The 26,850-nt window shown below is 37.4% G+C and carries 23 protein-coding genes and 1 tRNA gene; 15 read left to right on the top strand and 9 right to left on the bottom strand.

Going from position 1 to position 26,850, the window contains the following annotated elements; translation table 11 throughout:
• Positions 1-396, top strand: coding sequence for a preprotein translocase subunit SecG (gene secG / locus H4J38_RS13515; RefSeq protein ID WP_182132387.1), 396 nt, complete (start codon positions 1-3; stop codon positions 394-396).
• A 13-nt stretch (positions 397-409) separates the two neighbouring features.
• A tRNA-Leu gene (locus tag H4J38_RS13510) sits at positions 410-494 on the top strand.
• A 269-nt stretch (positions 495-763) separates the two neighbouring features.
• Here the strand turns inward: H4J38_RS13510 and H4J38_RS17365 are convergent.
• Positions 764-2,224 (bottom strand): wax ester/triacylglycerol synthase domain-containing protein, encoded by a 1,461-nt coding sequence (locus H4J38_RS17365; RefSeq protein ID WP_182132385.1) that lies wholly within the window; start codon positions 2,222-2,224, stop codon positions 764-766.
• 148 nt (positions 2,225-2,372) lie between these two features.
• On the opposite strand from H4J38_RS17365, the gene H4J38_RS13500 reads away from it, so the two are divergent.
• Positions 2,373-3,149, top strand: coding sequence for a ParA family protein (locus H4J38_RS13500; RefSeq protein WP_182132383.1), 777 nt, complete (start codon positions 2,373-2,375; stop codon positions 3,147-3,149).
• Positions 3,150-3,512: 363 nt separating this feature from the next.
• Here H4J38_RS13500 and H4J38_RS13495 read toward each other — a convergent pair whose 3' ends face one another.
• Positions 3,513-3,665: a hypothetical protein gene (locus H4J38_RS13495; RefSeq protein WP_182132381.1), complete on the bottom strand. Its 153-nt coding sequence runs from the start codon at positions 3,663-3,665 to the stop codon at positions 3,513-3,515.
• Between the two features lie 589 nt (positions 3,666-4,254).
• Here H4J38_RS13495 and H4J38_RS13490 point away from each other — a divergent pair.
• From H4J38_RS13490 to H4J38_RS13450, 9 genes are all read left to right on the top strand, one after another.
• Positions 4,255-5,727, top strand: a complete 1,473-nt coding sequence (locus H4J38_RS13490; protein WP_182132379.1) for a DUF3336 domain-containing protein — start codon at positions 4,255-4,257, stop codon at positions 5,725-5,727.
• Between the two features lie 131 nt (positions 5,728-5,858).
• Positions 5,859-6,635, top strand: a complete 777-nt coding sequence (locus tag H4J38_RS13485) for a hypothetical protein (RefSeq protein WP_182132377.1) — start codon at positions 5,859-5,861, stop codon at positions 6,633-6,635.
• An 83-nt stretch (positions 6,636-6,718) separates the two neighbouring features.
• Positions 6,719-7,717, top strand: a complete 999-nt coding sequence (locus H4J38_RS13480; protein ID WP_182132375.1) for an ion transporter — start codon at positions 6,719-6,721, stop codon at positions 7,715-7,717.
• A gap of 345 nt (positions 7,718-8,062) precedes the next feature.
• Positions 8,063-9,283 (top strand): hypothetical protein, encoded by a 1,221-nt coding sequence (locus tag H4J38_RS13475; RefSeq protein WP_182132372.1) that lies wholly within the window; start codon positions 8,063-8,065, stop codon positions 9,281-9,283.
• A 703-nt stretch (positions 9,284-9,986) separates the two neighbouring features.
• Complete coding sequence (locus H4J38_RS13470) at positions 9,987-10,460, top strand: phasin-related domain-containing protein (protein ID WP_182132370.1); 474 nt, start codon at positions 9,987-9,989, stop codon at positions 10,458-10,460.
• Positions 10,461-10,939: 479 nt separating this feature from the next.
• Positions 10,940-12,595, top strand: a complete 1,656-nt coding sequence (fadD, locus tag H4J38_RS13465; protein ID WP_182132368.1) for a long-chain-fatty-acid--CoA ligase FadD — start codon at positions 10,940-10,942, stop codon at positions 12,593-12,595.
• 268 nt (positions 12,596-12,863) lie between these two features.
• Entirely contained in the window at positions 12,864-14,312 is a 1,449-nt protein-coding gene (locus tag H4J38_RS13460) for a wax ester/triacylglycerol synthase family O-acyltransferase (protein ID WP_182132366.1), read from the top strand.
• A gap of 20 nt (positions 14,313-14,332) precedes the next feature.
• A complete protein-coding gene (locus H4J38_RS13455) occupies positions 14,333-15,139 on the top strand; it encodes a hypothetical protein (RefSeq protein ID WP_182132364.1) in 807 nt (268 codons plus the stop codon).
• Positions 15,139-16,047, top strand: coding sequence for an alpha/beta fold hydrolase (locus H4J38_RS13450; protein ID WP_182132362.1), 909 nt, complete (start codon positions 15,139-15,141; stop codon positions 16,045-16,047). The genes H4J38_RS13455 and H4J38_RS13450 overlap by 1 nt, the downstream gene beginning before the upstream one ends.
• A gap of 39 nt (positions 16,048-16,086) precedes the next feature.
• Here the strand turns inward: H4J38_RS13450 and H4J38_RS13445 are convergent, their stop codons facing one another.
• The 3 genes from H4J38_RS13445 to H4J38_RS13435 all read right to left on the bottom strand — a co-directional run bounded on the left by H4J38_RS13445 (position 16,087) and on the right by H4J38_RS13435 (position 18,053).
• Complete coding sequence (locus H4J38_RS13445) at positions 16,087-16,869, bottom strand: SDR family oxidoreductase (protein WP_182132360.1); 783 nt, start codon at positions 16,867-16,869, stop codon at positions 16,087-16,089.
• A 274-nt stretch (positions 16,870-17,143) separates the two neighbouring features.
• Positions 17,144-17,635: a hypothetical protein gene (locus H4J38_RS13440; protein WP_182132358.1), complete on the bottom strand. Its 492-nt coding sequence runs from the start codon at positions 17,633-17,635 to the stop codon at positions 17,144-17,146.
• A gap of 70 nt (positions 17,636-17,705) precedes the next feature.
• A complete protein-coding gene (locus H4J38_RS13435) occupies positions 17,706-18,053 on the bottom strand; it encodes a phasin family protein (RefSeq protein WP_182132356.1) in 348 nt (115 codons plus the stop codon).
• Between the two features lie 244 nt (positions 18,054-18,297).
• On the opposite strand from H4J38_RS13435, the gene H4J38_RS13430 reads away from it, so the two are divergent.
• From H4J38_RS13430 to H4J38_RS13420, 3 genes are all read left to right on the top strand, one after another.
• Positions 18,298-19,536: a DUF445 domain-containing protein gene (locus tag H4J38_RS13430; protein ID WP_182132354.1), complete on the top strand. Its 1,239-nt coding sequence runs from the start codon at positions 18,298-18,300 to the stop codon at positions 19,534-19,536.
• Between the two features lie 127 nt (positions 19,537-19,663).
• A complete protein-coding gene (locus H4J38_RS13425) occupies positions 19,664-20,296 on the top strand; it encodes a TetR/AcrR family transcriptional regulator (protein ID WP_182132352.1) in 633 nt (210 codons plus the stop codon).
• Positions 20,293-21,726: a wax ester/triacylglycerol synthase domain-containing protein gene (locus tag H4J38_RS13420; protein WP_182132350.1), complete on the top strand. Its 1,434-nt coding sequence runs from the start codon at positions 20,293-20,295 to the stop codon at positions 21,724-21,726. Before H4J38_RS13425 ends, H4J38_RS13420 begins: the two co-directional genes overlap by 4 nt.
• A gap of 96 nt (positions 21,727-21,822) precedes the next feature.
• Here H4J38_RS13420 and H4J38_RS13415 read toward each other — a convergent pair whose 3' ends face one another.
• The 4 genes from H4J38_RS13415 to H4J38_RS13400 form a co-directional block, all read right to left on the bottom strand.
• Positions 21,823-22,524, bottom strand: coding sequence for a hypothetical protein (locus tag H4J38_RS13415; protein ID WP_182132348.1), 702 nt, complete (start codon positions 22,522-22,524; stop codon positions 21,823-21,825).
• 335 nt (positions 22,525-22,859) lie between these two features.
• Positions 22,860-23,579 carry an FFLEELY motif protein gene (locus H4J38_RS13410; protein WP_182132346.1) on the bottom strand — a complete coding sequence of 240 codons (720 nt, stop codon included), beginning with the start codon at positions 23,577-23,579 and terminating at the stop codon, positions 22,860-22,862.
• A 365-nt stretch (positions 23,580-23,944) separates the two neighbouring features.
• Complete coding sequence (locus H4J38_RS13405) at positions 23,945-25,117, bottom strand: hydroxymethylglutaryl-CoA reductase (RefSeq protein ID WP_182132345.1); 1,173 nt, start codon at positions 25,115-25,117, stop codon at positions 23,945-23,947.
• 154 nt (positions 25,118-25,271) lie between these two features.
• Complete coding sequence (locus H4J38_RS13400) at positions 25,272-26,501, bottom strand: NAD(P)/FAD-dependent oxidoreductase (protein WP_182132343.1); 1,230 nt, start codon at positions 26,499-26,501, stop codon at positions 25,272-25,274.
• Between the last annotated feature and the right edge of the window lie 349 nt (positions 26,502-26,850).

Here is a 26,850-nt window from a genome sequence, read left to right as displayed (position 1 = left end):
ATGTTGTATCAAGTGTTAATTGTAGTGTATTTGATCGTTGCTTTATGTCTAATTGGCTTAGTGCTAATGCAGCAAGGTAAAGGTGCGGATATGGGCGCATCATTTGGCGCTGGCTCATCAGCTACTATTTTTGGTTCAAGCGGTTCTGGTAACTTCTTAACAAAATCGACAACGTACTTAGCGATAGCATTTTTTGTTATCAGCCTAGTGTTAGGTAATTTAACGGCCAATCGCGTTAAATCAGGTGCTGATTTTGATAACTTAGCTATACCAGCAGGACAAGTTACTCCAGCAACAGATGAAATCCCAGCTGATATAGTTGTGCCTAAAGTAGAAAATTCTGATGTGCCTGCTAGCGATGCAGCTGCAGAAAAAGACAGCGACGTTCCAAACTAGTTTTTAAATATTTGCAGATATGGCGGAATTGGTAGACGCGCCACCTTGAGGGGGTGGTGCCTTAGGGCGTGAGAGTTCGAGTCTCTCTATCTGCACCAAATACAGGTTCGATAAGAACCAATGAAGACCGAAAGCTCCCAATTATAAAGGGCTTTCGGTTTTTTTATGTCTGATGCTATTTTAGAAGTCTACGCTTTAAAGTAATACTACTAAAGTAACTAGAGGCGTTGCTGCACTTATAAATACTGAAGTAAAAAAGCTACCTCAATCCACCAATAGAGTTTACTTTATTTACAAGCTGCACTCTCTCTGTGGGTTAATAATATCTATTGAGAAGTAATGCTATTCAAACTTTTTCTATAAAAGCTCAATCCTTTATTCCTGCATCATAAATTTCATCATCAACAATGGTTTTAGGGATCTCCAACACCTGCTCACCAATATCGTCAACATTGAGAGAGGGATCATCCACACATTCTTCTAACATATCGAAAGCTTCCTGAATGTATTGAGACATGGGTTCAAGGCTAGAAATCTCACTATCGCAACATACCAGGCCAATTTGAGCGATACCATTGTATGTGAGCATTGTAATATTGACCCCACCACCTGGTGTCATCGTCGAAATAGGGTAGTTGGCGAGTAATTTTGCATCTTTAAAAAACAAAGTTTTTGGTGGACCAGGCATGTTAGAGACCAAAATATTACCTATTGGCCTAAACCAATCTGAAATATGTAATACTTCAAAAAGGGTCGAAAATGACTGTATTAGTAGAGTGTAATAACTAAAAGCAGCAGGATGAGAAACCCTTGCTGCTCGTTTAACAATACGATGATTCTCGATAATCTGCCGCAATCGCAAATAAGGGTCCTTTTCACCATGGGCTAACTCAACTGGCACAATGGCAATTTTGTTACCTGAGGTGGTTTCTCCAGGTTTGCGCAGGTTGATTGGCATATTGGTGTAAAGGGCTTTATCAAAAGTATGACCATAATCTTTTAAAAATCTATGCACACCAATATCGAATGCACACAACATAATTTCATTAGCAGAGGCTCTTACTCGTTTACTGAGTGTTTTTACTCTGGAAAAATCGATATCTAAAGTAGATACCACCCGGCCTTTTTTAACTTGACCCGTAAGCATTGTTTTTGTACCCGAAAATGGGATAGGCATATAGACCTGATTAATTCGGAGTAGCTTCAATAACAAACGGAACAAAATCCAAATAAGGTCTTTTACAGTGATTATTATGTCCCACAATCCAGTCATTATTTGCTTAAAAATATTAACTTTTTTTCGGTCTCTAAGGGCCAAGTCCGCAGCCCAAACTGGCACAAAGCCCTGACTACTTTTTTGCTCTGAATAGCCCTTTTGGAACCAACGAATAAGGGTCGCACCATCGCCGTACATATGGTGCACCTTGATATAAATCGCAAATCCGTTATTTGCCTGATCTTTAATTAAATGATATTGCCAAAGTGGTTTATCTCTATCCAGCCAGGTTTCATGCAATTTTGCGACAAATTTGTGTAACTCGGGTTTGTTGTTGATGTCGTCAAGTACATGAATCTGTACATGATAATCCATGTTTAATTGTTCGACAGGACTCAATTTTACTGGATAACCTAAAAATCGACTTACCTTACAATTAAAAGGCGGTACCGCTTTGTTAAAACTCTGTAATTCGGCGAAAAGCTGCTCCACATAATCTTCCGGTGCATCTTCGGGCATCTCTAAAAGTTGTAATCCAGCTACGTGCTTAGGGTTCGCTTCCGATTCCGTAATCCAAAACGTCTTGTCGAGAAATGTAATTTTTTTGGTCACAAGCTAATCCTTTCTAATTTATTCACTAAGATTTAGTATGTCAGGAATATCTAAATTTTGTCTGAATTTTTGCTTTCACAATAGTATAATTCCATATTATAAGAACATAGTGCAAGCAATTGAAAATAAAGCTAATGGAGAGTAAAGCGTGATAAGAGTATTGTTTAATAAAAAAGGGGGAGTAGGTAAATCTAGTCTGACGGTTAATTTAGCTGCCATTTCTGCCAGTCAAGGTTTTCGCACCTTAATTGTGGATTTAGACACGCAATGCAATAGTACGGCATATTTAGATGCACTAGATGCGCCAACAGAAAGTACTATTGCCGATCTCTTTGAGCAAAGCATCACTTTTCATCTTTATCGCCGACCTGCCATTGAATATTGTCAGGCCACACAAATGGACAATTTATTTATTATTCCGGGCTCAGAACGTTTAGCTGAGCTAGAAAGTGAATTAAATAGTCGTCATAAAATATTTAAACTGCGCGAAGCCCTTGAATCACTTAGTCAGGAATTCGATCATATCTATATTGATACGGCGCCTGCGTTGAATTTTTATAGTTTATCAGCATTAATCGCAGCTGATCGTTGTTTGATCCCTATTGATTGTGACGATTTTGCTCGACAAGGTTTATATAGCCTACAACAAAAAATTGCTGAAATTAAAGAAGATCACAATACTAAATTGGAAATCGAAGGTATCATCGCAAATCAATTTATGGCGAACGCCAATTTGCCTAAACAAATTATTGATGAACTCATTGAAGAAGGCTATCCGGTATTATCACAATACATTAGTCAATCGGTGAAAATGCGCGAATCACATCAAGCCAAAAAACCACTGATTACATTTGCACCCAAGCATAAGTTGACCCTATCACTGATAGCGATTTTTAACCTATTAGATCACGCTAAAGATAGGTAGTTTATGTGAGTAAAAAGGCTTCAGCTTTACTCGAATGACGTCAGTTTTGGTGCACTTAAGTAAGTAAGTAAGTAAGTAAGGTTGACTGTGATAATCCTAGTTTTCATTACATTTAACACCAAGATAACTTTAGAAAAAACTGCTTTTATGGCCAGTAAGCTACTGGTAACAATTAGAATCAATACAACAGCTGTACATGAGCGCAGTACTCATTCGAATTCCTCAGTTGGCACACTTGGATACACAGACACCAAATATGATTGATGCTCAGAGGTTTGTTGGGTATTCATTGGTATAAAGCAAATGTTTTTCTTAATCCTCAAAATATGCTTTAGAGCGATTGCGTTCATTTTATAATCCGACTTAGCACCAAGCACCAAGCACCAAAATAAAATGGGGAAGGGTAAAGGCAAGATAACGTGCAACAACATCGTTAACAGTTAATCTCGATAGCTTTAATGACTGACATTTTTCTGCACCATGTAGACCTATTTTTACGATATTTTCTGAAGTCATCAATTAGATTCAATAATGTATTAATAGACTCGAGAACCTTATATTGGTGCTTTAAACATGCCTTGAATAGTAACAGCCATAAACATTATTGGATGTTTAGGTTCCAAATTATTTTATCGCGATCCTATTTGTTAACTAACCAAGGATTAAACCCGCTAAAGGCGATGCCATCACCATGATCATTACATCCAAAAAAGCATTGTTGATATACTAAAAACTGCTCAAACCAAAAGTGTTAGATAAAGGTGAATTATTTCGTTCCATACTTGAGAAGTATCTCGTCGACGAGTTCTAGATAGTCAACTAGTTTACTAACATTTATAAAATAGGGTTCGCGGTCCATCGATATTGTTAGAGGTGTAGGAAGGCTATTTACCTGACAATCATCGGAATTAGTATGGTCAATATAAAAAATAATTATTATTTTTTATTAAATTTTTTTATAAATAAACAAAGTATTAACAATAACATACTAGCTTTTTCACGTTAAGCTTCACAAAAGTAATATTAATAGAGCATTTAATTTAGGTAGCGTTTTCTAATTATTTACGATTATATTCATTTAATGTAGTAAAAAGAGATTAACAATATGCCCAAAAAAAGACTTTCTGAGTTAGAGAATGTCATGAAAACAGCGGAATGTTATGCTGAGTACAAGGAGGCCGCACAAGCACATGACGAGTTATCTGGCGCCCCTGAATGGAAGGCTAAAGATGCCTGTAAAGATTATGATTACCGAGCAATCCGAAAACGCGTTCAAAGGATAAAACAAGCAAAATCAAATAATGACGCAGCAGCTCTTATGTACATTCTACATGAAGGTCTGCATGGCAATTTGGGCAATATCGCGGCTTCTTCACTCAATAGCCACGCAAAAATTGGCACTAAGCATTTAATTGAAGAGTTTATTAAGCAAGTTTGTGAAGCACTGGATTTTATTTATCAGGCCGACGAAAACGAAATCGATTTCTATGAGAAGTTATCATTTTTTGATGAAACGGCTCATGCGTTTGGACGCAGTTGTATGATGCTCAGTGGCGGCGCGGGACTTGGTTTCTTTCATGGTGGCGTAGTTAGAACGCTTGTTGAACATGATTTGCTACCCGACGTTATATCTGGAGCAAGTGCGGGTTCTATTATTGCCGCTTTGGTTGGAACGAGAACTAGCGAAGAGTTAAAAAACACTCTTACTCCTGAGGTTATTTACACTAAGTTTCGTGAATGGCGTCTATGGAAAGGCTTTAGCAAAGACAGCCTACTTGATAGCACCAATCTTGAAAATGCGCTAATAGAATTATTTGATTTGACCACATTTGAAGAAGCCTATAAAAAGACCGGCAAACATGTGACGATTACGGTTTCGCCAGCTGACCTGCACCAGTTCTCGCGTTTACTAAACGCGAAAACTTCGCCGAATGCAATTATAGCTCAAGCTGTTAGGGCATCCTGTGCTATTCCAATTGTTTTTTCGGCGGTTCAATTAAAAGCTAAAAATCAGGCTGGTGATATTGTTCCTTATATTCCTACCCGTCGTTTTGCTGACGGCTCGATCATGGCTGATTTGCCTTTTGATCGTTTAGCTCGTTTATATGGCGTTAACCATAGTATTGTTAGTCAAACTAACCCTATATCTACATTATTTCGTGCTCGTGATAAACGTGATACCGCAGGTTTGATAGGTTTGACCTTACGCCACGCGGCTAAGATTGCCAAAATTAATAGCATTTATGCCTTTGATCTTCTCGAAAGTGCTATTAGCCATAGAGCGACTAAATTGGGTATTCACAAAATTCGCTCTATTATTGATCAACAATATATGGGTGATATTAACATTTTGCCTGATCCCACATTAGCCAATTTTATGCATATCATGTCCAATCCAAGCCAGCAGAGTCTGACCGAGTTATTTAAGCATGGAGAACGTGCCACCTGGCCGCAACTAGACTTAATTAAGCGAAATACTCTTATCAGTAAAACACTGCGAAAATATTTGAAACTCTTAAAAGAAAGAGAAGCTCGAATACTTGGCAAACATAATGGATTAAAAGTCGTTAACGGTTAAACCGTCTAGTTCACAGTAAGTATGTTCTGACCTTATGGGCAGAACATACTCTCAATGTACTTATCTTTGAGGTGAGTTATCCGGAGTGTTTTTAGCTAAACTGCTTACAATATATAAAATGAGTATCATTTATGACTGACAAAATAGTAAAAATTTCTGACACCTTTTGGAATATTCGCGGTGAATTTAGAGTTTTTGGTTTGTTAAATATAGGTACTCAAGCTTCTTTAGCAAAGCTTGGTAACGGCAAGTTTGTTTTATTGGATGCTTATACCTTGCAAGATGATATTAAACAGCAAGTAGATTCGCTAACCAACAATGGAGTCGACATTGAAGCTATTATTAATTTGCACCCATTCCATACTATACATGTTGCAAAGATACATGCTGACTATCCAAACGCAAAATTGTATGGGACACAACGCCATTTTGATAAACTCCCAGACCTACCGTGGCAAAAAGAGCTAACGAATTCAAGTGAGTTTGCTACCATGTTTTCTGAGGATTTTGAATTTTCAGTACCTCGTGGTGTCGATTTTATTTCCAATAACGAGCACTTGCATTTTTCATCGGTATTGGCTTACCATCTTGCATCAAAAACCATTCACGTTGACGACACTTTAATGTTCCTAAAATTACCTGGTTTACTCGGTGTTTTAAAAACTCCTGAAGTGTCTTTTCATATGACATTATCTAGAACGTTAGAGCAACGTAAAGGTGCTGCAGATGATTTTCGACTATGGGTTGCACAAATAGCGGAACAATGGAGCGAGGCTGAAGTGCTATGCGCTGCGCATTCAGAGACATTGATTGTGAAAAATAAATCGCCATCTATTGCAGCAATGATTATGATAGCATTACAACGCGAAGAAAAAACGTTAAGACATCACCAGCAGAAGTTTGGGTAGCAGTGTTTACTTCTCTCTGTTGAAAATTCTAATATACTGTTGTTCTCAATCTTACATCATATGCATATACGGCTGTTTTAATCATGCTTAACTTTAGTTATTCCAAACTTAAATCCAGCCACGAAGGACCATGGATAATAGTCGATTTGGTGATGCTTAGCTTGCTCACTATTAACTTAATTTGGCTGTTGTTTGATGGCTTATTTGCCACCCAAGCTTTTAAGTCTATTTTATCATCCATATCTACTGACATAGTTTCAGTTTATGCTCCCATTCATGAAAACTTTATACTCTATGATTTTGCTTTCATTGCTGTTTTTTTGACGGAGTTTTGTGTCCGTTGGGCGGTGGCATTAGTCCGTAACACTTATGTACGTTGGTACTTTTTCCCCTTTATTCATTGGTACGATTTAGTCGGTTGTATTCCCTTAGGCGGTGCCCGAATATTTCGTTTCTTGCGGATATTTTCAATTTTTTATCGATTGCAAAAATATGAAATTATTGATTTACGTAACACAGCCATGTATCGATTCGTCATATTCTACTACGATGTGTTTGTTGAAGAGCTCAGTGATCGAATTGTTGTTAAAGTGCTATCAGATGCGCAAAACGATATAGCTGCTGGCTCTCCTTTAATAGAAGATATTAGCAAACAAGTCATTGCTTCGCGCTTACCTATTTTGACGCAATGGTTATCGTCGGTAATGGTGCATGTTGGAGAATCAATCGAGCACAGTGAACATGGTGAATCTGTGCGCAATCATGTGCAAAAAAGTGTTGGTAAAGCGGTACGTGGTAACTCACAAGTGTCAACCTTGAAATTAGTGCCGGTATTGGGGCGCACCATAGAAAAAACTTTAGAACAGTCGGTCACAGATATAGTGACACAGTCGGTTATTAACCTATTAAAAGATATCACTCCAGAAAAAATTGATGACTTTGTTGAACATGGTTTAGGCCGTTTTTCTAGTGAAGACCATATGCTTGATCAAGAAGTGCTATTGATTGTTAATGAGTGTTTAGAATTAGTAAAACTGCATGTTTCGAAGCAGCGTTGGAAAGAGTCACTTAACAGTAAATAAGTCGTAAAGCAGGAGTAGAAGATGAAAACGCTTGAGCTGAAAACTCACCCACCGATGGTTATATTATTCTGTCTCAGCTTGCTTTTGATAAGCTCTACAAAGTGCGATTGGTAATCATTAAAGCTAATGTCATCTTTGCCACATATAAGCTAAGCCGTGTCGTCAAATAATAAGGGGCTTATGGTTCAACCTTTCGTAAATAATAGTCGTCAGGAAGGTGAACGTGTCTAGTTTTCTCAATAATGTTATAAATTAGCATTTAAACCTTTAGTAAAACAAATAAACAATACTTGCCACAAATATTTGTTAAAGTAAGTTACCTTATTGTGCATTAAAACAGAATCTATGAAGCATATTCCCGAAGATAAAAGTCAGAACTCCCCTATTAAAAAAGCTAATTCAAGAACACAGGGTGTGGGCCGTTTAACCATTGAGGCCGTGTTAGCTATCACTGATATTGTTGAATCAGTTCATAAACAAATAAGTCCACATTCAGTGGTAAATTCGGCTACTGAAAAAGAGCAACTTTCTGGCATAAGTGGCATGGTTTATCGCAAGATTCGTAGCCTAACTGAATTGGTAGGGAAAAGTATTGATGCACCATTGGCCGCTATAAGTAAAATACTAGCTTCTCAACCTGATTCAACGTCGACACAAGCTTTGCTTGCAGCCTTGAATGGAGTATTAGGTGACCATCTTGTGCTTAGCGATAACCCGTTGGCTATCCCAATGCACTTTCGAAGAGAAGGGCAAACTCTAAATGAAGTTCAGTTGCGTGAGGTCATAAACCAAAGCAATGGCAAACTTCTGATCATGGTCCATGGTCTGTGTATGAATGACTTGCAGTGGTGTCGCGAAGGTCATGACCATGGTGAACAATTGGCAAAAGAGTTGGGTATGGCAGCCATCTACCTGCATTATAATACTGGGCAGCATATTTCCGATAACGGCAAACTTTTTGCAAGTTTATTAGAGTCTCTGGTAAATCTATCAGATAAACACTTGGAAATTAATATATTGGCCCACAGCATGGGGGGGCTAGTATCCCGTAGCGCTTTTCACGTTGCCCAAAAAAGTGGCCACCAATGGCCTGAACTACTTAACAACTTAGTATTTTTAGGTACGCCACACCATGGGGCTGCTCTTGAAAAAGCGGGTAACTGGATTGATTTGATTTTAGGGGCTCATTCATACACTGCACCGTTTGCACGCCTTGTGAAAGTGCGCAGCTCTGGGATTACAGATTTACGTTATGGCAATGTGCAGGAGCTTGATTGGTATACCACTGAACGTTTTGAGTTCAGTGGCGATAAGCGTTTGCCTTTGCCTTTGCCTGCTAAGGTGAAGTGTTTCGCTGTGGCAACAAGTGCTACAGAAAGTATTAATTACCCTTTAGGTGACGGACTTGTACGGATAAAAAGTGCCTTGGGTGAGCATAAAGATACTGCCTTTGATTTACATATTCCAGAGGTTAGAAAATGGGTAGGTACTAATATTAATCATATGGAATTGTTAAGTGAACCTAAGGTTTATCAAGTATTGAAAACTTGGTTTGAGATAGAGTAATTAGTTAATATTTGTGTGTCTATCAAAAGTTCAGACTATGCAGACTGCGTCGTTAAATGGTGACCAAAGGCGAAGATTAATTGATGGCAGATGCAGCCACTAATTTAGTTGTTCTAGCTCAGATTTAGCCGCGGTGATCAATCAGTTAAATATATCCAACCTCACGAACCCCGCAGGGTATATCAACACATTCGATATACCCGGACCACAAAAGTCCTTATCTTTTGAACTAGCTAAGATCAAAGCTACCTATCATTTCTCCGTTTTACCTATGAGCAATTGCTGAATATTACCCTAGTTAGTGATTGCAGTGGTTTTGGATTAATAGCTTGTGGGGACAACATTATCGATGCCAATATTATTGCTGATTATATTGAAACTGTAATGGCTGCATCAAATGAGGTATCTACCTGGGAGAATAATGCTGGAGTAGAAAGACAAGAAATAGTTTTTAGTTATCCCAAAATTATTTTAAGTCGTATGGGGTACTGCCAATTTATAGTTTACTGTCATTTTTTAATGTTCTAACCACAATGAAAGCGCAAAATATAGCTAAAATTAATTGCTATAATCTAGCCTTGATAATGATTAATAAAATATTTTAACAAAATTGTGTAATTAGTATGCGATTTCTAATTTATATCTCTAAGATACATTCCATCAAGCAATATAACTAATTTTAAATATCTACGGAGTAAACATTATGAGCAACATCGACAAGATTAAAGAAACAGCTGCTAATGCAGAAGACAAAATTAAAGAAACAGCTTCTACTGCAGAAGACATGGCTCGTAAAGTATGGTTGGCTGGTCTTGGTGCATATGGTAAAGGCTATGAAGAAATAAAAGGTCGTATCGAAGCACTTTCAACTGATTCAAACAAATTATTTGATGAATTAGTAGTTAAAGGCCAAAAGCTTGAAACTGAAGGTAAAGGCAAATTTAAAGAAGTTAAAAATGAAGTTGTAGCTAAAACTGAAATCGATTCTCGTATCGAAACAGTTCGCACTAAACTTGGTTTGAACAACACTGAAAATGAGCAGAAAATCGAAGAGCTAAGTTCGAAGATTGACGCTTTGACTGCTGCTGTTGTTAAATTGGCAGCCAAGCCTGCTGCAAAGCCTGTAGCTAAGACTACAGCTAAGCCTGCAACTAAAGCTGCTGATAAAAAATCTTAATTCCAGTCTGATTTATAAATAAAAGAGAGCCATAGTGCTCTCTTTTTTATGAATAAAAATAACCTCATAAGTTATAAAATTTAACGTTTTTCATTTTCAAGAAAAATTTTTTAGGTCTATCGCAAGTCCACGTCATTACATCAGTTACCCTGTCCTCAGATAATAGAGTTTAAGCCTAAAGAATAATATTTCAATTGGCGTGCGTAGCATTATCAACTTGATTTATTGAGCATATATTTACTATTCATCATTGAAATAATTAATGAAAAGTTAAAAAATATTACTCAAATCAAATTTGGCACCTATACATAGATGCATGACTGGATTTATGCTTTACTCAATTGGAGGCCTTGTTGTTTTAAATTTGTTCACTTTTTAGCTAGACTCAGTTACGATTCCAAGCTCTTATTTAAAAATAATAAGTTGGCGTTTGCACCTTCAATCAGGGAATAGCTTAAAGCCAGCAGCTTGGAGGCACAGTGGAAAAAATTTGGTTAAAGAATTATGACCCTAGGGTTCCTGCGGACATCGACTCTGATCGTTATTCATCCATAGTCGACATTTTTGAACAATCCATTGAAAAATATTCAGCTAACGTCAGTTACATCAATATGGGCAAAAGTATTACTTTTGCCGAGTTAGATGGGTTTTCTCGTGATTTCGCTGCATATTTACAGCATTCTGGTTTAAAGAAAGGTGATGCGGTAGCAATTATGATGCCTAACCTTATCCAATACCCAGTAGTACTGTTTGGCATACTTCGCGCAGGTATGACAGTGGTGAATGTTAACCCTTTATATACTGCCAGAGAATTACAACATCAATTATCTGATTCAAATACAAAAGCGATCGTTATTGTTGAAAATTTCGCTTGTACTTTGAGTGAAGTAATTAAAAACACGGCTATTGAGAAGGTTTTATTAACTTCTTTGGGTGATATGTTATCGCCAATGAAAAAAGTGTTCACGAACTTTGCCGTTAAATACGTTAAAAAAATGATCCCTGCTTTTGATTTACCTAATGCGGTTAAATTTTTAGTTGCGCTAAAACAAGGTCATAAACAATCTTATAATCGACCTGAAATAACCGGCGAAGATCTAGCTTTTCTACAATATACAGGTGGCACCACAGGCGTATCGAAAGGTGCTATGTTGACACATAGGAATATTGTGGCGAATTTAGAACAAACCTCGAATATTCTAGAAAGCGTGATTGACCCAGGCAAAGAGCTAGTCGTTACAGCTTTGCCGCTCTATCATATCTTTGCCTTGCAAGGTAATTGCCTTACTTTTGTGAAATTTGGCTGCCCGAACTTATTAATTACTAACCCTCGTGATATGCCCGGTTTTGTTGCCGAGATGGCAAAATATCCATTCACTGTTATTACCGGTGTTAATACTTTATTTAATGGCTTACTTAACACCCCAGGCTTTGCTGATTTAGATTTTAGCGGCTTAAAATTTGCTTTAGGTGGTGGTGCTGCAGTTCAAAAAACAGTTGCTGAACGTTGGCAACAAGTGACGGGACATGTATTACTTGAAGGATATGGCTTAACCGAATGTTGTCCAACTGTGACTGTAAACCCACCCCAACTTGAAGCCTATAAAGGCTCTATTGGCATGCCTGTACCTTCGACTGATATAAAACTGGTAGACGAAGAAGGCAACGAAGTGGCCATGGGTGAAGCGGGTGAAATGTTGGTTAAAGGACCACAGGTGATGAAAGGGTATCTTAATCGGCCCGAAGCAACCGATGAAATGATCGTTGACGGTTGGTTGGCGACTGGAGACATAGCAACATGTGACGATGATGGTTATTTTTATATTGTTGACCGCAAAAAAGATATGATTTTGGTTTCGGGATTTAATGTTTTTCCAAATGAAATTGAAGAAGTCGCAGGTATGCACGAAGATGTTGTAGAGGCTGCTGCTGTAGGAGTTCCCCATGAGGTCTGTGGTGAAATTGTTAAATTGGTGGTCGTGCGTAAAAATCAAAATTTATCTGAAAAAGATTTAATCCAACACTGTCGTAAACACTTAACGGGTTATAAAGTACCGAAAAAGGTTGAGTTCATAGAGGAACTTCCTAAAAGTAATGTTGGTAAAATACTACGCAGAGAATTAAGAGATAAATAAGGCCAAGCGCTTTTAACTTGAGAAGTAAAAAACTGGCCTTAGCCGGTTTTTTTATGAGTATTTTGACGACTATTAACATGAAAAAATATATTTGAGAAATAAAAATCAAAATATATCGACTGAATAGAATGTGGGCTTGTGATGAATATTTAATAATGGTTGATAAGTACTTATAAAAAAATATAAGTTGTTATTTGCAAGCAAAAATTAAGATACTTTGACATCTAGTTAATGGTTGAGTTCGCATACCTAAGTAAATGGAGGGAAAATGGAAGAATTATCCGGTTTAGATGCATCATTTTTATACCTTGAAACACCAAAAATGCCAATGCATATTGGTGGAGTGTCGATTATAGAAGGATCGTTACAGTTTGTTGATTTTCGCCAATTTATCCAAGAGAGACTGCATACAGTAGATAGACTTACGAAAAAATTAGTCATGGTGCCATTTAGTTTGGATAGGCCCTATTGGGTTGACGATCCTGATTTTGATTTAAGTCTACATTTGCATCGAACTGCATTGCCGAGTCCCGGTGGCTGGAAGGAACTACGTTACTTAGCATCCCGTTTGTTTTCTCAACAACTTAATCGTGAACGCCCTTTGTGGGAGTTTATTTTTGTTGAAGGATTAGACTCTATTCCTCAGGTTCCCAAGGGTTCGGTGGCAATGATAAGTAAAGTGCATCATGCTGGCTTTGACGGGAAATCTGGCGCAGATTTGATGTCTATGCTATATGATGTATCGCCTAAACCTCGATCTGTTGCTGCTCCAATTCCTAAAGAAATAGAAGATATTCCAGGTCCTGTTGGCCTCATGGCCAAGAGTGCCTACAACTTTGTAACTCGCCCTGGTAAGTTACCCGGTTTATTGTGGGATACAGCAAGGTCTACTCTCAAAGCAGGGTATTTAACACGCACCCAGGGAATTACACTTCCGACCATGCCTTTTCGTGCGCCAAAGACGCGTTTTAACGATACGGTTGGGGCACAAAGGGTGTGGAATTCTGTGATATTGGATATACATCGGGTTAAAACACTGCGAAAAGTGGTAGAAGGCGCAACGTTGAATGATGTTATTCTTGCCATTTGTGCAGGCGCACTGAGACGTTATTTGCTGGAAAAAAATGAGTTGCCAGATAAACCTTTGGTGGCTATGGTGCCGGTTTCAACTCGCACGGCTGAAGAAACAAATGCCATGGGTAATCAGGTTTCAGCCATGTACGTGCAGCTTGCTACAGATCTTGAAGATCCCATTCAGAGATTAGAAAAAATTCATCACAATACTGTCATTGGTAAACTCTACCAAGATGCAATTGATGCAAAAAGTTTAATGGGCTACGCAGAATTAATTCCATTTGGTTTAGCCGGTGCTGCTGCACGGTTTTATACCGGTGCTGCCATTGCAAAACATCACAATCCTTTCTTTAATGTGATTATCACCAATGTCCCTGGTCCTCAAATTCCGCTGTATTTGGCTGGACATAAATTAATTGTAAATATGGGGACCGCGCCAATTTTTGATGGAATGGGGCTCATCATGCCGATTTGTAGCTATAACGGCACAATTTCTATCAGCCCTACCAGCGCGGTTAATCTGATGCCTGATTTGGATGATTTTACTAGATATATTCGTGAAAGCGCCAACGAACTTGAAGAAGCAGCACATAAAAAAATGCAAGAAACCGCAGTCCTCAAAAATTTTTTAGAGCAAGATTAGCTCGTATTTTAGGAAGTATTATGAGTAGAGAAGTGCCAATTTTAAAGTTACCAAAGCCATCGTTACTTCATATGTTATCAGAGGGTAGAAGTATACTTGAATTGGGTGTAACCAGTATGTTTATGCCTTTTTTGTTACGTGCGCCAATAGGTGATAATCATCCTGTGATGGTGCTACCCGGTTTTTTGGCCAGTGACATTAGCACTAAACCTATACGAGTGTTTTTAAAATTGAAGGGTTATAAAACTTATGGTTGGGGGCTTGGACGAAATTTAGGTTCAGAAATCGTCGGAGGAGATAATGTTGTTAGTGACGCCCTGATAAATCGTGTGATATCACTGTCGCTTAAATATAACCAAAAAGTCAGTTTGGTAGGCTGGAGTCTGGGTGGAATATTGGCCAGAGAAGTTGCCCGTTTATTGCCAGATTACGTACGCCAAGTTATTACTCTGGGTAGCCCGTTTAATGGCCCCGATGGTTCTGCATCCCTAGTATCTAAATTATTTGGCATGATTAATGGCGATATTGTTAACAGTAATCCTCAAGCGATGTTAAACATGTTATTACCGCCTCCAGTACCCACCTCTTCTATTTATTCGCGAACTGACGGTGTAGCTCATTGGCAGGCCTGTATGAATCGTCAAATTGATCTTTGTGATCAAGCTGAGAACATTGAAGTAAAAGGTAGTCATTTAGGGCTGGGGCATAACTACCAAGTAATTTGGATTGTGGCTAATCGTTTGGCACAAAGTGAAGGCAAATGGCAACCTTATGGACAAAAAGCTCAGGAACAGTTTTATGCTGACCAAGCTAAGGTGCAATCTTGATGGTTGATAACATTAAGTACCATGAGGCTCAGCAAATTAGTGCTAACGGTTTGCAAATTACCTATGAGAGTTTTGGCGACTCCGCCGATCCGGTTATTATTTTAATTATGGGTTTGGGCACCCAAATGATTCACTGGAACAATCAGTTCTGCCAATTATTAGCCAGCAAAAACTTTAGGGTTATTCGTTTTGACAATCGTGATATTGGTAAAAGTACCTGGTTGAAAGACTGCCCGGTGCCAAGTATGTGGGATTTTATTGGCAACAGTCTGTTTAACAAAAAAGTAAATGCGCCATACTTACTTGATGATATGGCTGATGATACTATAGCGCTTATGGATGCGCTAAATGTGAATAAAGCCCATCTTGTAGGTGCCTCAATGGGCGGTATGATCGCCCAATGTATCGCTTTGAAGTATCCAATTAGAGTCAGTAGTTTGACTTCGATTATGTCTACAACAGGTGACCGTTCTTTGCCTAAACCGAAAATGAGAATAAGCGTAAAATTGCTTAAACCGGTAGTGAGAGAGATTGAGCAATATGTTGTACAGATTTTGGATGTCTGGAGAATGTTACATGGTGATCATTTTCCTTTTGACCAGGAAAGTGTTGAGAAACTGATACGTGAATCCTGGCAGCGGGGCTTTAATCCTGCGGGGGTTATTCGCCAGCTAGGTGCAATAATTGATTCCCCTGACCGAACGTTGGACTTACAACAATTGCAAATACCCAGCTTAATTATTCATGGTGATATTGATCCCTTGGTTCCTGTGGAATGTGGTATTGCTACCGCGGCTGCAATACCTGGTGCAACATTAAAAATTATGGAAGGCATGGGGCATACCTTGCCAGTTGAATTATGGCCAAAAATTGTTGACGATATAGAAGAGTTGACGAAAGCAGGGTGAGCTTTTTTTTGAATGCCTTTAATTAAAGTAACTTTAGGATCATTTTAGGCGAGCCAATATGCCGTTTATTCCACGTACAAACCATCTTGGGTAATGTGTCGCCCATTGAACTAAGAGCTTATTTGCTAATTTATCCAGAAACACCACATCACCTTTCATACATGCTTTATATGCTTGGGAAGTGAGCTCGATAGGGTCTGCTTTGAGAAAACTTGGGATATATTTTTCCAAACCTCCTACTTGGCTAAGCATTTTTGTCTGGGTGAGGCCTGGACAAACACAGGTAACCGTTACGCCAGTACCTCTTAATTCTTCAGCTATCGCTTCGGAAAACGACAGTACAAAAGCCTTACTTGCGCCGTAGGCGGCAAAATTTGGTGTGGGCATAAAGCTAGCAATTGAACCTACATTTAAAATTTTTCCACTACCGCGGCTGATCATAGGTCCAAGAAATTGATAACTCATATTCACCAGACTTTGGATATTCAACTGGAGTAAGCGGTTTAATCCTTCAATGTCGCACTCATGCAGTTTTTCTACTTGCATTATGCCCGCATTATTGACCAAAACATCAATTGTTATTTCCTTGCTGGTAATGTCCTCAAATAATGCTTGAGCCGCACCAACAGGAATAAGATCTGCCGCAAATACGTGTGCTTCAATTGCATACTTTTCTTTGAGCTCTAAAGCTAATGCTAGTAATTTACTGGCGTTTCTCGCAACGAGCACTAAATCGTGGCCTTTGCTAGCAAAGGTTTCAGCAAAACTACGACCTATACCTTCAGATGCTCCTGTGATCATAACCGTTTTATATTTTTGCATTATCTGGCCTCTTGGTTTTAAATTGCCTGATTTAGGTGTTTATCTTTAATATAATATTGCAAGCTTTTTGCGAACGCCAAAGGCTCAAACAACCGTATAGCTAACGATTACATCCAGATTAATCCAATGTAATCGTTCATAACAATGGATATAACAGAAAGGGCAGCATTCATTCGTTTTGAAGCTAAACAAAGGGTGTAACATTCTACTTTATCAACGCAATAAAAACGGGCCGACAGGCCCGTTTTTATTGCGTTGATAAAGCTAATTAAAATTACGTAGCTTTTTTAGTCGTCGCTTTAATTACTGGTTTTTCAGTTGTCATAGTCGCATTATCAGCTTTTTGTGTAATTTTCTTTGCTGTTTCAGCTGGTTTAGTCGCTGTAGCTGCTTTGGGAACTGCCTTCTCTACAGGTTTAGTTGCCGGAGTTTCTAAAGCTGCCGCACTGCGTTTTTCAATTAAGTTAACAACAACATTTGTTAGATGATCTACAGCAATGTTTAATTGGGCTAGTTTTTCTTCTTGAGATTTTTCTGAGCCTAATCCAAGAATTTTCTTACCTTTAGATTGTATTTCATCTTTTTTATCATTAATTTTACTTTGAATTTCTTCGCCTCGCGAAAGTAATTCATTATAAAGATTATTTGATTTTTGTTGAGCGGCATCAATCGACTTACCTAGTGCTTCTTTACTACTGTCAATAGAGCCTAAGCCTGCCAACCATGTGTTACGTGCCATACTTTCTAAGGTGTCTTTAGTTGACATATTTTATATCCTATATAATTAAGTGTTACTAATACCCATTTATATGGGTATTAGTAGAATAAAGTATCGATTAAGACATTTTATTTACAGCTTCTGTTAACGCATCAACTTTCTGAGATAATTCATCAATTTTAGTATCTGTGTCTGAGCTATCAAGACCAAGTTTTTTACGTACGTCTTCAACACGCTTTTCTACAGCTGTTTTTTCTTTAAACTTCTCTTTCGTGTTAGCTTCAAGCTTTTCGCCTTTTGAAACTAATTCTTCAAACAAACGACTTGTTTCACCGTTTAGTTTTTCGTATTTACGTTGTACTTCTTCAAAGCTCTTACCATAAGCACCAAGACCAGCTAACCATATTTTACGTGCTACTTCTTCAGCCGATTCAATTGTGCTGCTTACTTTTTCGAAATTAGTCATGTGTTGCTCCAATAATATTAAATAAGTTTGGGTAAATCTTCTTGATGATGTAAATATATCCAATACTATTAGAAAGCGCATACTAAAAAAGCACAAAGAGATAAACTTTATTAAAGTTTATCTCTTTGTGCCAAGCATTATACTCACATGCTATGGCATAGCATCAATATATGTAGTATTGAATATTATCTTAAGTTAATATATTTTAAGGTGTAATTTAAATTTTTATAAAACGAGAAGCACAATGCTAGGATCTTTTTTTGAGCAACATATGAATCTATTAATGATCCCAATTATTAGTGCATTTGTTGGTTACGGTACAAATTTCCTTGCTGTAAAAATGATGTTTTATCCAATCAAGTTTGTTGGCATACGTCCAATTTTTGGTTGGCAAGGTATTATCCCCAGTAAAGCTCAGGAAATGGCAGAAATTGAAGTCAGTTTAATCATGAGTAAATTAATGTCATTGGATGATATTGTAAAACGCATTGACCCAGACAAACTTGCCAAACAAATTCATCGCCGCTTAAAACAGTCGTTACGAGTTATCATTAATGACGCCATGAAAGAAAATTCTCCTGCTATATGGTCAATGCTCCCTGGTGCAGCTAAGCACATTATATACTCTAAAATAAATGCATCGTTGCCAACCGTTGTGCCCATCATGGTTAAAGACATTCAATACAACATAAGAGAACTGGTAGATTTACGAGAAATAATTATTAACCGTATGGTCGAAAATCCTGAAATTATCAATGAAATATTTTTGAAAGTTGGTGAAAAAGAATTTACCTTTATAGAACGTTCAGGTCTATATTTTGGATTTCTATTAGGTATTCCAACCATGATCGCATGGTTTTTTTACGAAACCTGGTGGGTATTAATACTAGGTGGTCTCATTGTTGGATATGCAACCAATTGGATTGCAATTCATATGATATTTGAACCTAAACACCCGACAAAGATAGGCCCATTTACCTTACAAGGTTTGTTTTTGAGACGTCAAAAAGAAGCCGCGGCGGTATACTGCGAAATAATTGAAGCTAAGTTGATGAACAGTGAAATATTGTTTGATGCCATTTTAAAAGGTAAAGGCAGTGATCAATTAATGGAAATATTATCGGTTCACGTTGATAAAACTATCGACGAACATCTGAGTTTATTTCAACCTTACACCTCAATTCATCTTGGCCCTGAAGAATATTTTGAGATGAAAGAGAAAATTGCTGAACAGTTATTTGCTGATGCGGATAAAATTATGTCGTACGCTACAGAATACGCAACAGAAGCTATTAATTTAGGCCATGAACTCACTGAAAAAATGAATGCGCTTACACCTGAGGAATTTGAGGGTATTATTCGTCCAGCTTACGAGGCTGATGAATGGAAACTTATGTTGGTAGGCGCTTTGTTAGGTATGGCAGCGGGTTATGGGCAATTGGTGCTACTTCGACCGGATCTGATCGCATCAATTGGTTTTTAACACTGCACATTTGGCGTAATAGAGAATAAGCTCAATTGGTTAGATTTAACTGATTGATTTTAAATGTTTAAATTGTTTTTACAACAGTTTACCAATTACAATTACAGTTATACTGGAGCCTTTCACGTTGAAGACCGCCGAAAAAATATTGTTAATCAGCCTCGATTTATTTAATAGCGAAGGTGAACGTAATATAACTAGTGTAGATATAGCTAATGAGTTAGATATTAGTCCCGGTAATCTCTATTATCATTACAAAGGTAAAGATGAAATTGTCAATGCCTTAGTCGATAGCTACGTCATCAAAATGAACGCGATTCCTCAATCCTCGTCCCAGAACGAAGATTTTTATAAGTATCTATTTTATTGTTTAGAAACAATGCATTTATTTAGATTTCTTTTTCAAAATATTGCCGAACTTTCAACACAATACCCTGCAATTAACAATAAATTGCAAAGACTGGCACAGTTTCAACGGCAGTATTTACGTAAATCATTATCAGGGCAACAACAAGATGGCACCCTTGCCGGAACTACTGCCGATATTGACCTGTTACTCGACATTATTAGCTTAACCTTGTTCCAAAGCTTGAATTATTATCAAATGCAAGGAGATTCATTAAGTAATCCTGACATAGTGTATCGCACGTTAATGACTATCTATTTTAGTTTACAACCTTATTACCAAGAGCATGGTGAAGCTGCCAAAATAAAATTGGCCATTTTGAATAAGACATTAATTAGAAAGGAAACAGTATGAGTTCAGGCATGAAGCTGATGGATAGGGCGTTTTATTTTACAGAGTCAGATAATAGTCCTAAACATGTCGCCGGTTTGTTAAAATTTACTATACCTGAAGGCAAAGACTATCATTACGTACTGGAGTTATATGAAACACTGCGTACATTTAATAAAGCAGAGGCCCCATTCAACCAAACTGTTGTTTCCTATTTTAAAATTCCGTTTTGGTTCCAAGAACAAAAAACCTTTGATTGTGATTATCATATTAAGATACATGAAGTGGAAAATGTTGATGACATTATTGAATTAAACACTTTGGTTGTTAAGCTACATGAAGAGCGCCTAGATAAGTCAAAACCTCTTTGGCAATGCCATCTTATTTATTGTAAAAAAAGCCGAAGTTTTAGCATTTATAGTAAAATACATCACGTTTATGCCGATGGAGTAACATTGTTAAGTTGGATTATTAAATCCTTCTCTGTTGCGCCTGGTAGTGAAATAAAGCCATTTTGGGCGATTGAGAAAAAAAGAAAGCCAGTGCCATTTTCTTATAAAACCCCTTTAAAGGATTTATGGGGACTGGTGATTTATTTCAAAGATATATTGATATTGTTCTTTAATAACTTAGTTAGAACTATATCACCAAGCCGCACCGACAATGCGGTACCTTTTTCTGGTAAACGCACGGTTTTAACCGGCAAAGTAACCAAAGGGCGAGTGTTTTCGTCAGTTAAACTGCCCTTAAATGAAATAGTAACGGCATGTAAACTTACTCGTACCACCGTTAATGACTTTTTGCTCACGGTCATCGACATTGCCACGCATCGATTCTTAAAAGATTATGGACATGATGATTTTGAGCAACCGCTAGTGGCACTAATGCCGGTTAGTTTACGACGTCCTGGGGATACCTCTGGAGGTAATAAAATAGCAATAGCCCTGATTAAATTAGCCTATGGACGTTCAGACCCTTATAAAAGATTACGCCAAGTTGTGAACTCAAACTTTCTGGTAAAACAAGAGGCTAAGGTCTATTCACCAGCGGTTTATACACATATATCGATAATGTATCAAACATTCGCTTTACTCGTTGATATGGTAAATCTTTCAGAAAAATTAAGACCATTAGGTAATTTATTAGTCTCGAATGTGCCCGGACCCAAAGAACCGTTATTCTTTGGAGACTCTCAGTTAAATTCTATATGTCCGGTGTCAACGTTAGCACCAGGCGGTGGCTTAAATGTAACCTTAGTAAGTTACAATGGCGAAGTAGAAGTTGGGCTGTTGTGTTGTAATAACAAAGTAAACTCGCTAGAGCCTTTAACCGTGTATATAAAAGAAGCATTTGAACTACTTGTTAAATCAATTGATGATCCTGATATTACGATTGATGATTTGGGCGAAAAACCACGTAAAGAAAATTTAACAATTGTAGAAGATATTCTGTGAACGATTATTCTAGTAAACACCATTAAAGTTTGAAATGCATTGGATTAATGACAATTAAAGCGTGCATAGTGTTTAGTAGAAAACGGGATTATATAATCAAGAAAATCGAAAGGTTAGCCCTTCATTTTCAACCACTATATCTTTGCCATATTTAATGAAAAGCTTTTCGTCGAATACTGTTTCTTTTAAGGTGTATTCAATATCGCCATTGGAGAAGCTTGTAATTAAGTTACTTTCTATTTCTTTGCGATGTAATTCAAGTATCCGATGACTACTTTTGTTAACAAAAAGTGCAATATAGCCTTTCATGTCGGTAACATTATCTAGAAAGCCTAACGCTGTTCCTACGGTTAACGACCACATATGACCCAGAATGTTATTGCTTAATTTTGCGATTATTTTCCGAGTGTTGTGCACCACCATTAAGTTATCATCAGCTAAATCAACTTGTCCTATTTGTACATTAGTGGCCCGAATCACTGATTTTTCTTTTATAAATATTGGTTTTCCCAATAGCTCAATGTGAATACTCGAACTATATAAGTGCTCGCCCATGCACTGAATATCTAGTGTCCCCTTTAACTTTGCTTTAACCAAACCATTCTTATTTTCAGTCAACTGCACGTGGGAAATAATCACAAGTCCGTTACCATTTGGCACTGAAAACTTTATATTAAAGGGCAAATAAATCTGCATGTCGGCAGTTAACTCGGCAAATGAAAATGTCACTTGTTTGACGAGTTTCAGTGCTATCAGTTTCGGCACAAGCCATTGCTGTACTTTCTCTAAAATCGACATAAGTGATGGAGCCTAATTAAAATGGAGAGTGAAAATTTAAACTTAAGTTTATCAGTTTTGCAGTCTTTACCAAGCCTTTTAGATTGGTCTATATTAATTCAAATGTCTTGATAACGTAAAAATTGCTATTAGGTTCTAAAAGTATTGTGTTGCAATTAATTATAGTCTGACTGGGTTAGACGTTCCAATTGAGCGAAATAAGCAATATTATTGACTAATTGACAGTCAATATGTGTTTGTGTGCAATAAGCCAATACAATACATCTGGGTTAAGTACAAGCCATGGTTAATGTTATTAATTAACCTGTACCTGTTCAATCACTCGTTATTTAACCCTATTTCAATCTTAGATTATCTACCTCAGGTAACGGATTTTCACTTGGCCCCTTCGCCGAATACAATGAATGCATTAATTCTCTTTCTCTATTAATAATAGGATCAATGAAATCGTGTACTTCACCGAGTTTTTTAAAGGATTTAAATCCTTTTTCTAAAAATTCATGCAAACTTTTTACTCCCGCTATTTTTGCTGGCTTTCGAGATAACAGTAAAATAGCTGAAATACCTGTGATTTTAACTACTTGCGCCAGGTCTAAACCGAGATTTTCAAGCAACTGTATTTGCTCCTCGCGTTTTGGCTTGTTATCTGATTGACGATAACAATCGAAATAACTGCTTCGACTTATCTCTTCACTACCTAACTCTTGAACTAATGCAATATCGAGCTCTAGAGAAAGGCAATTGAGCCTAAGTGCAGCCTCCAATGATATTAATCCTTTAATGGGCAATATTTTTCCCATTTTTGGCACCACTCTCGCCAGTTCGATATCTCGTTGACTGAAATCTTTGGGACCATATAGTTCATCGACAAAAAACTGCATAGCAGGTTTAAATCGCTTAGACTGCCATAAATCGTCATGGGTAATTAATAATCGTTTGGTCTGCCAGGTCTGCAATTTTTTAATAGATTCAGTCAAATCATGCTGAGCAATCAACAGGTTCATTCGTTCGGTTTCTTGCAGGTGTTGTATTATTTTTTCTAGCGTATTAGACATAGGTTATGCAAATATTATTCTATCAGTTAATTTATCTATACCATTTTGACAAAGGTGTTTATTAATACCAAGTCAAATTAGGCTATTAGTTCGCAGAGCATGATTTATAACAAGTTAATTAATTATCTGCTCATTTTTAATGGTTAAAATGAAAAACTACAGTGTTTTAAAATATACAAATAGAATAACTACTTACTAAATTTTATGCCTTGTATTTATCCATTGTTTTTCATGAAAAACAGAACACTTAATTGGTATTAATACCTTAGAGAATACGCAGTAAAATTAGAAATCGCATACTAATCAATCTATTTATTAAAATACAAAAAAGCCCGGTAAATACCGGGCTTTTAGTGTGGTTTTTTTTAGCGATTTCGACCCATTTGGTCATGACTGCTGACCCAATGTCCGGCGATAACTGCACAACCTAATGAAATATCTCCGGCTAATACTGTGGCAGCAACAATTTCAGCAAATTTATTCGCTTTTCCTGCGCCTACACATCCCATCATTTGCAAACATTCATTTTGTGTAGGTAAACCAGTACCACCACCAAAAGTGGCCACAATTAAAGATGGCAGGGTAACAGACATATATAAATCACCGTTATCTAGCAGCTCATGTGAAAGTATACCAGCATGAGACTCCACAACATTGGCTTCATCTTGCCCGGTTGCAATATACACAGAGGCAATTCCGTTAGCAGAATGTGGGCCGTTATAAGCCGCGCCAGCCATTGCAGCACCTACATTGGCCAACGTTGTTGCACCAGCAAGCATCTTGGTGTCAACTTTCATTACTTTTGCCAACACTTCTTTTTTCAACACAATTTCAGCAATTACGCGCTTACCACGAGAATGTAACATGTTTAAATGAGAGTGCTTCTTGTCAGTATCCATATTACCAGACAACATGTAACGACATGGAATAGGTGAGTTTGCTTTGATCCATTCACAGGCAACTAAAGTGGCTTTACCAACCATGTTTTGACCAGATGCATCACCCGTTGTATAGTTAAAACGCAGGTACTTGGTTTTGGATACAGACCATTGTTGGATGTGCTCCAATTTGCCTATTCTAGTGGTAGTTTCTGAGACTGCTTTTATTTCATCAAAATTCTCATTTATCCATACACCAAAATCACGGGCTTGTCGGGCATCCTCAAAAATAAAGGCAGGGGCACGTTGCATCCAGCCTTCCACAACAGTTGTTTTAACACCACCACATTCGTTTATTACTCGCATACCACGGCTATAACTGGCGACTAGCGTGCCTTCGGTTGTTGCCATAGGAACATAAAAATGTCCATTGGCATGTTCCCCGTTGACATGAACAGGCCCTGCAACGCCTACAGGCATTTGTACAATACCGATAAAATTTTCTACATTTCCGGGAAGTACGCTTGTATCAATGCTGTATTGTCCAGTATGTACCAAGTCTGCGCCGGTTTTTTCTTTTATAAAATCCCTACGTATTTTGGCCATTTCATCGGTGTGGTCGTTTTCTGCGTTGCGTGGAATGCGCATATCATCGCTCATTTCATTGATCCTTTATGGTTTTATTTTAACCCCGAAGGGAAAGATAACTGAATGATTAAGGTATTAATATATACATGGAACGGTAGATAAAACAATCAAAATAACAATTTAAATAACTAATAACTAATAACCAATAACTATAATAGGATCATTGTTATAAAACCTTACTACGGCCAAATAGTACTCTGGGTCTTAACTTTAAAATTTCGGCCATTAATAGCTTATCTGTCGATAGAGTGATTCTACCCGCTATACCTAAAACGCTCTGCTCTAACGGAAGTAGTGTTGATAGGCGTGCCATATAAAGTTGATATACAGCTTCTTTAGCTGCGGCTAAGACTGGGCTAGCTAAAATCAAGTTGCCTTGGATAAAGTAAGTGTTGATGTCACCTAGCGAAAGCAATACAGGTTTTGAGCGCATCTTAAATGGTTTTAAGGTTTTTTCGAAGCAAAAGCGGTTAATGTTAATTGCCGCATGAAGCCCTGTATCTAAGGCTATACTAGCTTGTTTGGCTGAAGGTTGTGCTAGTGTTGCAGAATCACCAACAACAAAAATATTATCAAAATTTTCGGTCTGTAAATAGGTATTAACAACTAGGCCATTAGTATTGGCTTTAGTATTGATACAGCCAAGGTAATCAGGCAGCTTAGTGCCAGCAGACCAAATTGTTAAGTCTGAATTGATTGATTTTTTATCGGTGAAATGAATGCTAGATTTTTTTATTTCAGTAATTTTTTGCTTAAAGTAAAAGTTAACTTGATAGAGTTTGCATTGACTTAAAATGTCATCCGATAATTTTTCTGGCAGGGCTGGTACTAATCTTGATGCACTGTCTATCACGTTAAAGTGTAATTGAGTATTTGTTGCGTATTTGCGTAATAATTCGCCCAAAACTTCTACGCCGGTGAAGCCTCCACCAATAATATTGATATTAACGGGTTGTTTATTGTTACTAAGTAAGGCCTCAATATCATTATGTATTTGTATTACGTCTTCAGCAGTACGAAATCCATACGCATATTTATTCGCGCCTTTAATGTCGTAGTTTGCTCGTGTATGTCCAGATGCAATCAACAAAACATCGTAATTTAGTGTTTGCTTGTCATCTAGAGTAACTGTTTGTAAAGCACCGTCAATACTACAAACTGTTTGGTTAATAAAGCAATGCCCTAATCTTGAGATGATGGTTTCTAGATTTAAGCTAAGGCTAGTTTCTTTTTTAACATCTGACAGAATTTCATGGATATTAGGTGTCCATTGAAATTCTTGCTTACTGTCAATCACTATTACTTCATGACACTTACTCAGCTTGCTAGCGGCACTTAGCCCAGCAAAATTAGCACCAATAATTATAATGCGAGACTTTTTTCGATTTAGCGTCAAAAGTAATTTCCTGAATAGTTAAAACTAGCGATAAATTAGGGTAATTAAGCCTTTCTCAATCTCGAGCATCACTTCATAAAGTTAAAGCACGGTAGAAGTAGGCTTTTACATGTTCACTGATAATAATATAGTGGTTTTCAGTAATCCAGTTTACGATTGGTTTGTTTGTTTTTAGCCCTTTACTTGGTTGAGATATTCCATAATAACCGGGGTAGTTATAGTCATTTTAGTTGCCCTATATCCTCAGCAGTGATCTAGTTAAATAATCAGTTAACTATAAAAACTCCAATAAACTCAAATTTTTTTGTATAAAGCAGACTGATAATTTATTTTACCCAAACCCAAACCC

It is taken from the genome of Colwellia sp. BRX10-3 (genome assembly GCF_014077505.1).
Taxonomy (GTDB): Bacteria; Pseudomonadota; Gammaproteobacteria; order Enterobacterales; family Alteromonadaceae; genus Cognaticolwellia.
The sequence above is the reverse complement of the archived record's forward strand: the minus strand, read 5'-3'. Positions and strand labels throughout refer to the sequence as shown.

Coding starts and splice junctions, on each gene's coding strand:
- secG (WP_182132387.1), top strand. CDS start 1: ATGTTGTATCAAGTGTTAATTGTAGTGTATTTGATCGTTGCTTTATGT.
- H4J38_RS13495 (WP_182132381.1), bottom strand. CDS start 3,665: ATGACTTCAGAAAATATCGTAAAAATAGGTCTACATGGTGCAGAAAAA.
- H4J38_RS13490 (WP_182132379.1), top strand. CDS start 4,255: ATGCCCAAAAAAAGACTTTCTGAGTTAGAGAATGTCATGAAAACAGCG.
- H4J38_RS13485 (WP_182132377.1), top strand. CDS start 5,859: ATGACTGACAAAATAGTAAAAATTTCTGACACCTTTTGGAATATTCGC.
- H4J38_RS13480 (WP_182132375.1), top strand. CDS start 6,719: ATGCTTAACTTTAGTTATTCCAAACTTAAATCCAGCCACGAAGGACCA.
- H4J38_RS13475 (WP_182132372.1), top strand. CDS start 8,063: ATGAAGCATATTCCCGAAGATAAAAGTCAGAACTCCCCTATTAAAAAA.
- H4J38_RS13470 (WP_182132370.1), top strand. CDS start 9,987: ATGAGCAACATCGACAAGATTAAAGAAACAGCTGCTAATGCAGAAGAC.
- H4J38_RS13460 (WP_182132366.1), top strand. CDS start 12,864: ATGGAAGAATTATCCGGTTTAGATGCATCATTTTTATACCTTGAAACA.
- H4J38_RS13455 (WP_182132364.1), top strand. CDS start 14,333: ATGAGTAGAGAAGTGCCAATTTTAAAGTTACCAAAGCCATCGTTACTT.
- H4J38_RS13450 (WP_182132362.1), top strand. CDS start 15,139: ATGGTTGATAACATTAAGTACCATGAGGCTCAGCAAATTAGTGCTAAC.
- H4J38_RS13445 (WP_182132360.1), bottom strand. CDS start 16,869: ATGCAAAAATATAAAACGGTTATGATCACAGGAGCATCTGAAGGTATA.
- H4J38_RS13440 (WP_182132358.1), bottom strand. CDS start 17,635: ATGTCAACTAAAGACACCTTAGAAAGTATGGCACGTAACACATGGTTG.
- H4J38_RS13435 (WP_182132356.1), bottom strand. CDS start 18,053: ATGACTAATTTCGAAAAAGTAAGCAGCACAATTGAATCGGCTGAAGAA.
- H4J38_RS13430 (WP_182132354.1), top strand. CDS start 18,298: ATGCTAGGATCTTTTTTTGAGCAACATATGAATCTATTAATGATCCCA.
- H4J38_RS13420 (WP_182132350.1), top strand. CDS start 20,293: ATGAGTTCAGGCATGAAGCTGATGGATAGGGCGTTTTATTTTACAGAG.
- H4J38_RS13415 (WP_182132348.1), bottom strand. CDS start 22,524: ATGTCGATTTTAGAGAAAGTACAGCAATGGCTTGTGCCGAAACTGATA.
- H4J38_RS13410 (WP_182132346.1), bottom strand. CDS start 23,579: ATGTCTAATACGCTAGAAAAAATAATACAACACCTGCAAGAAACCGAA.
- H4J38_RS13405 (WP_182132345.1), bottom strand. CDS start 25,117: ATGAGCGATGATATGCGCATTCCACGCAACGCAGAAAACGACCACACC.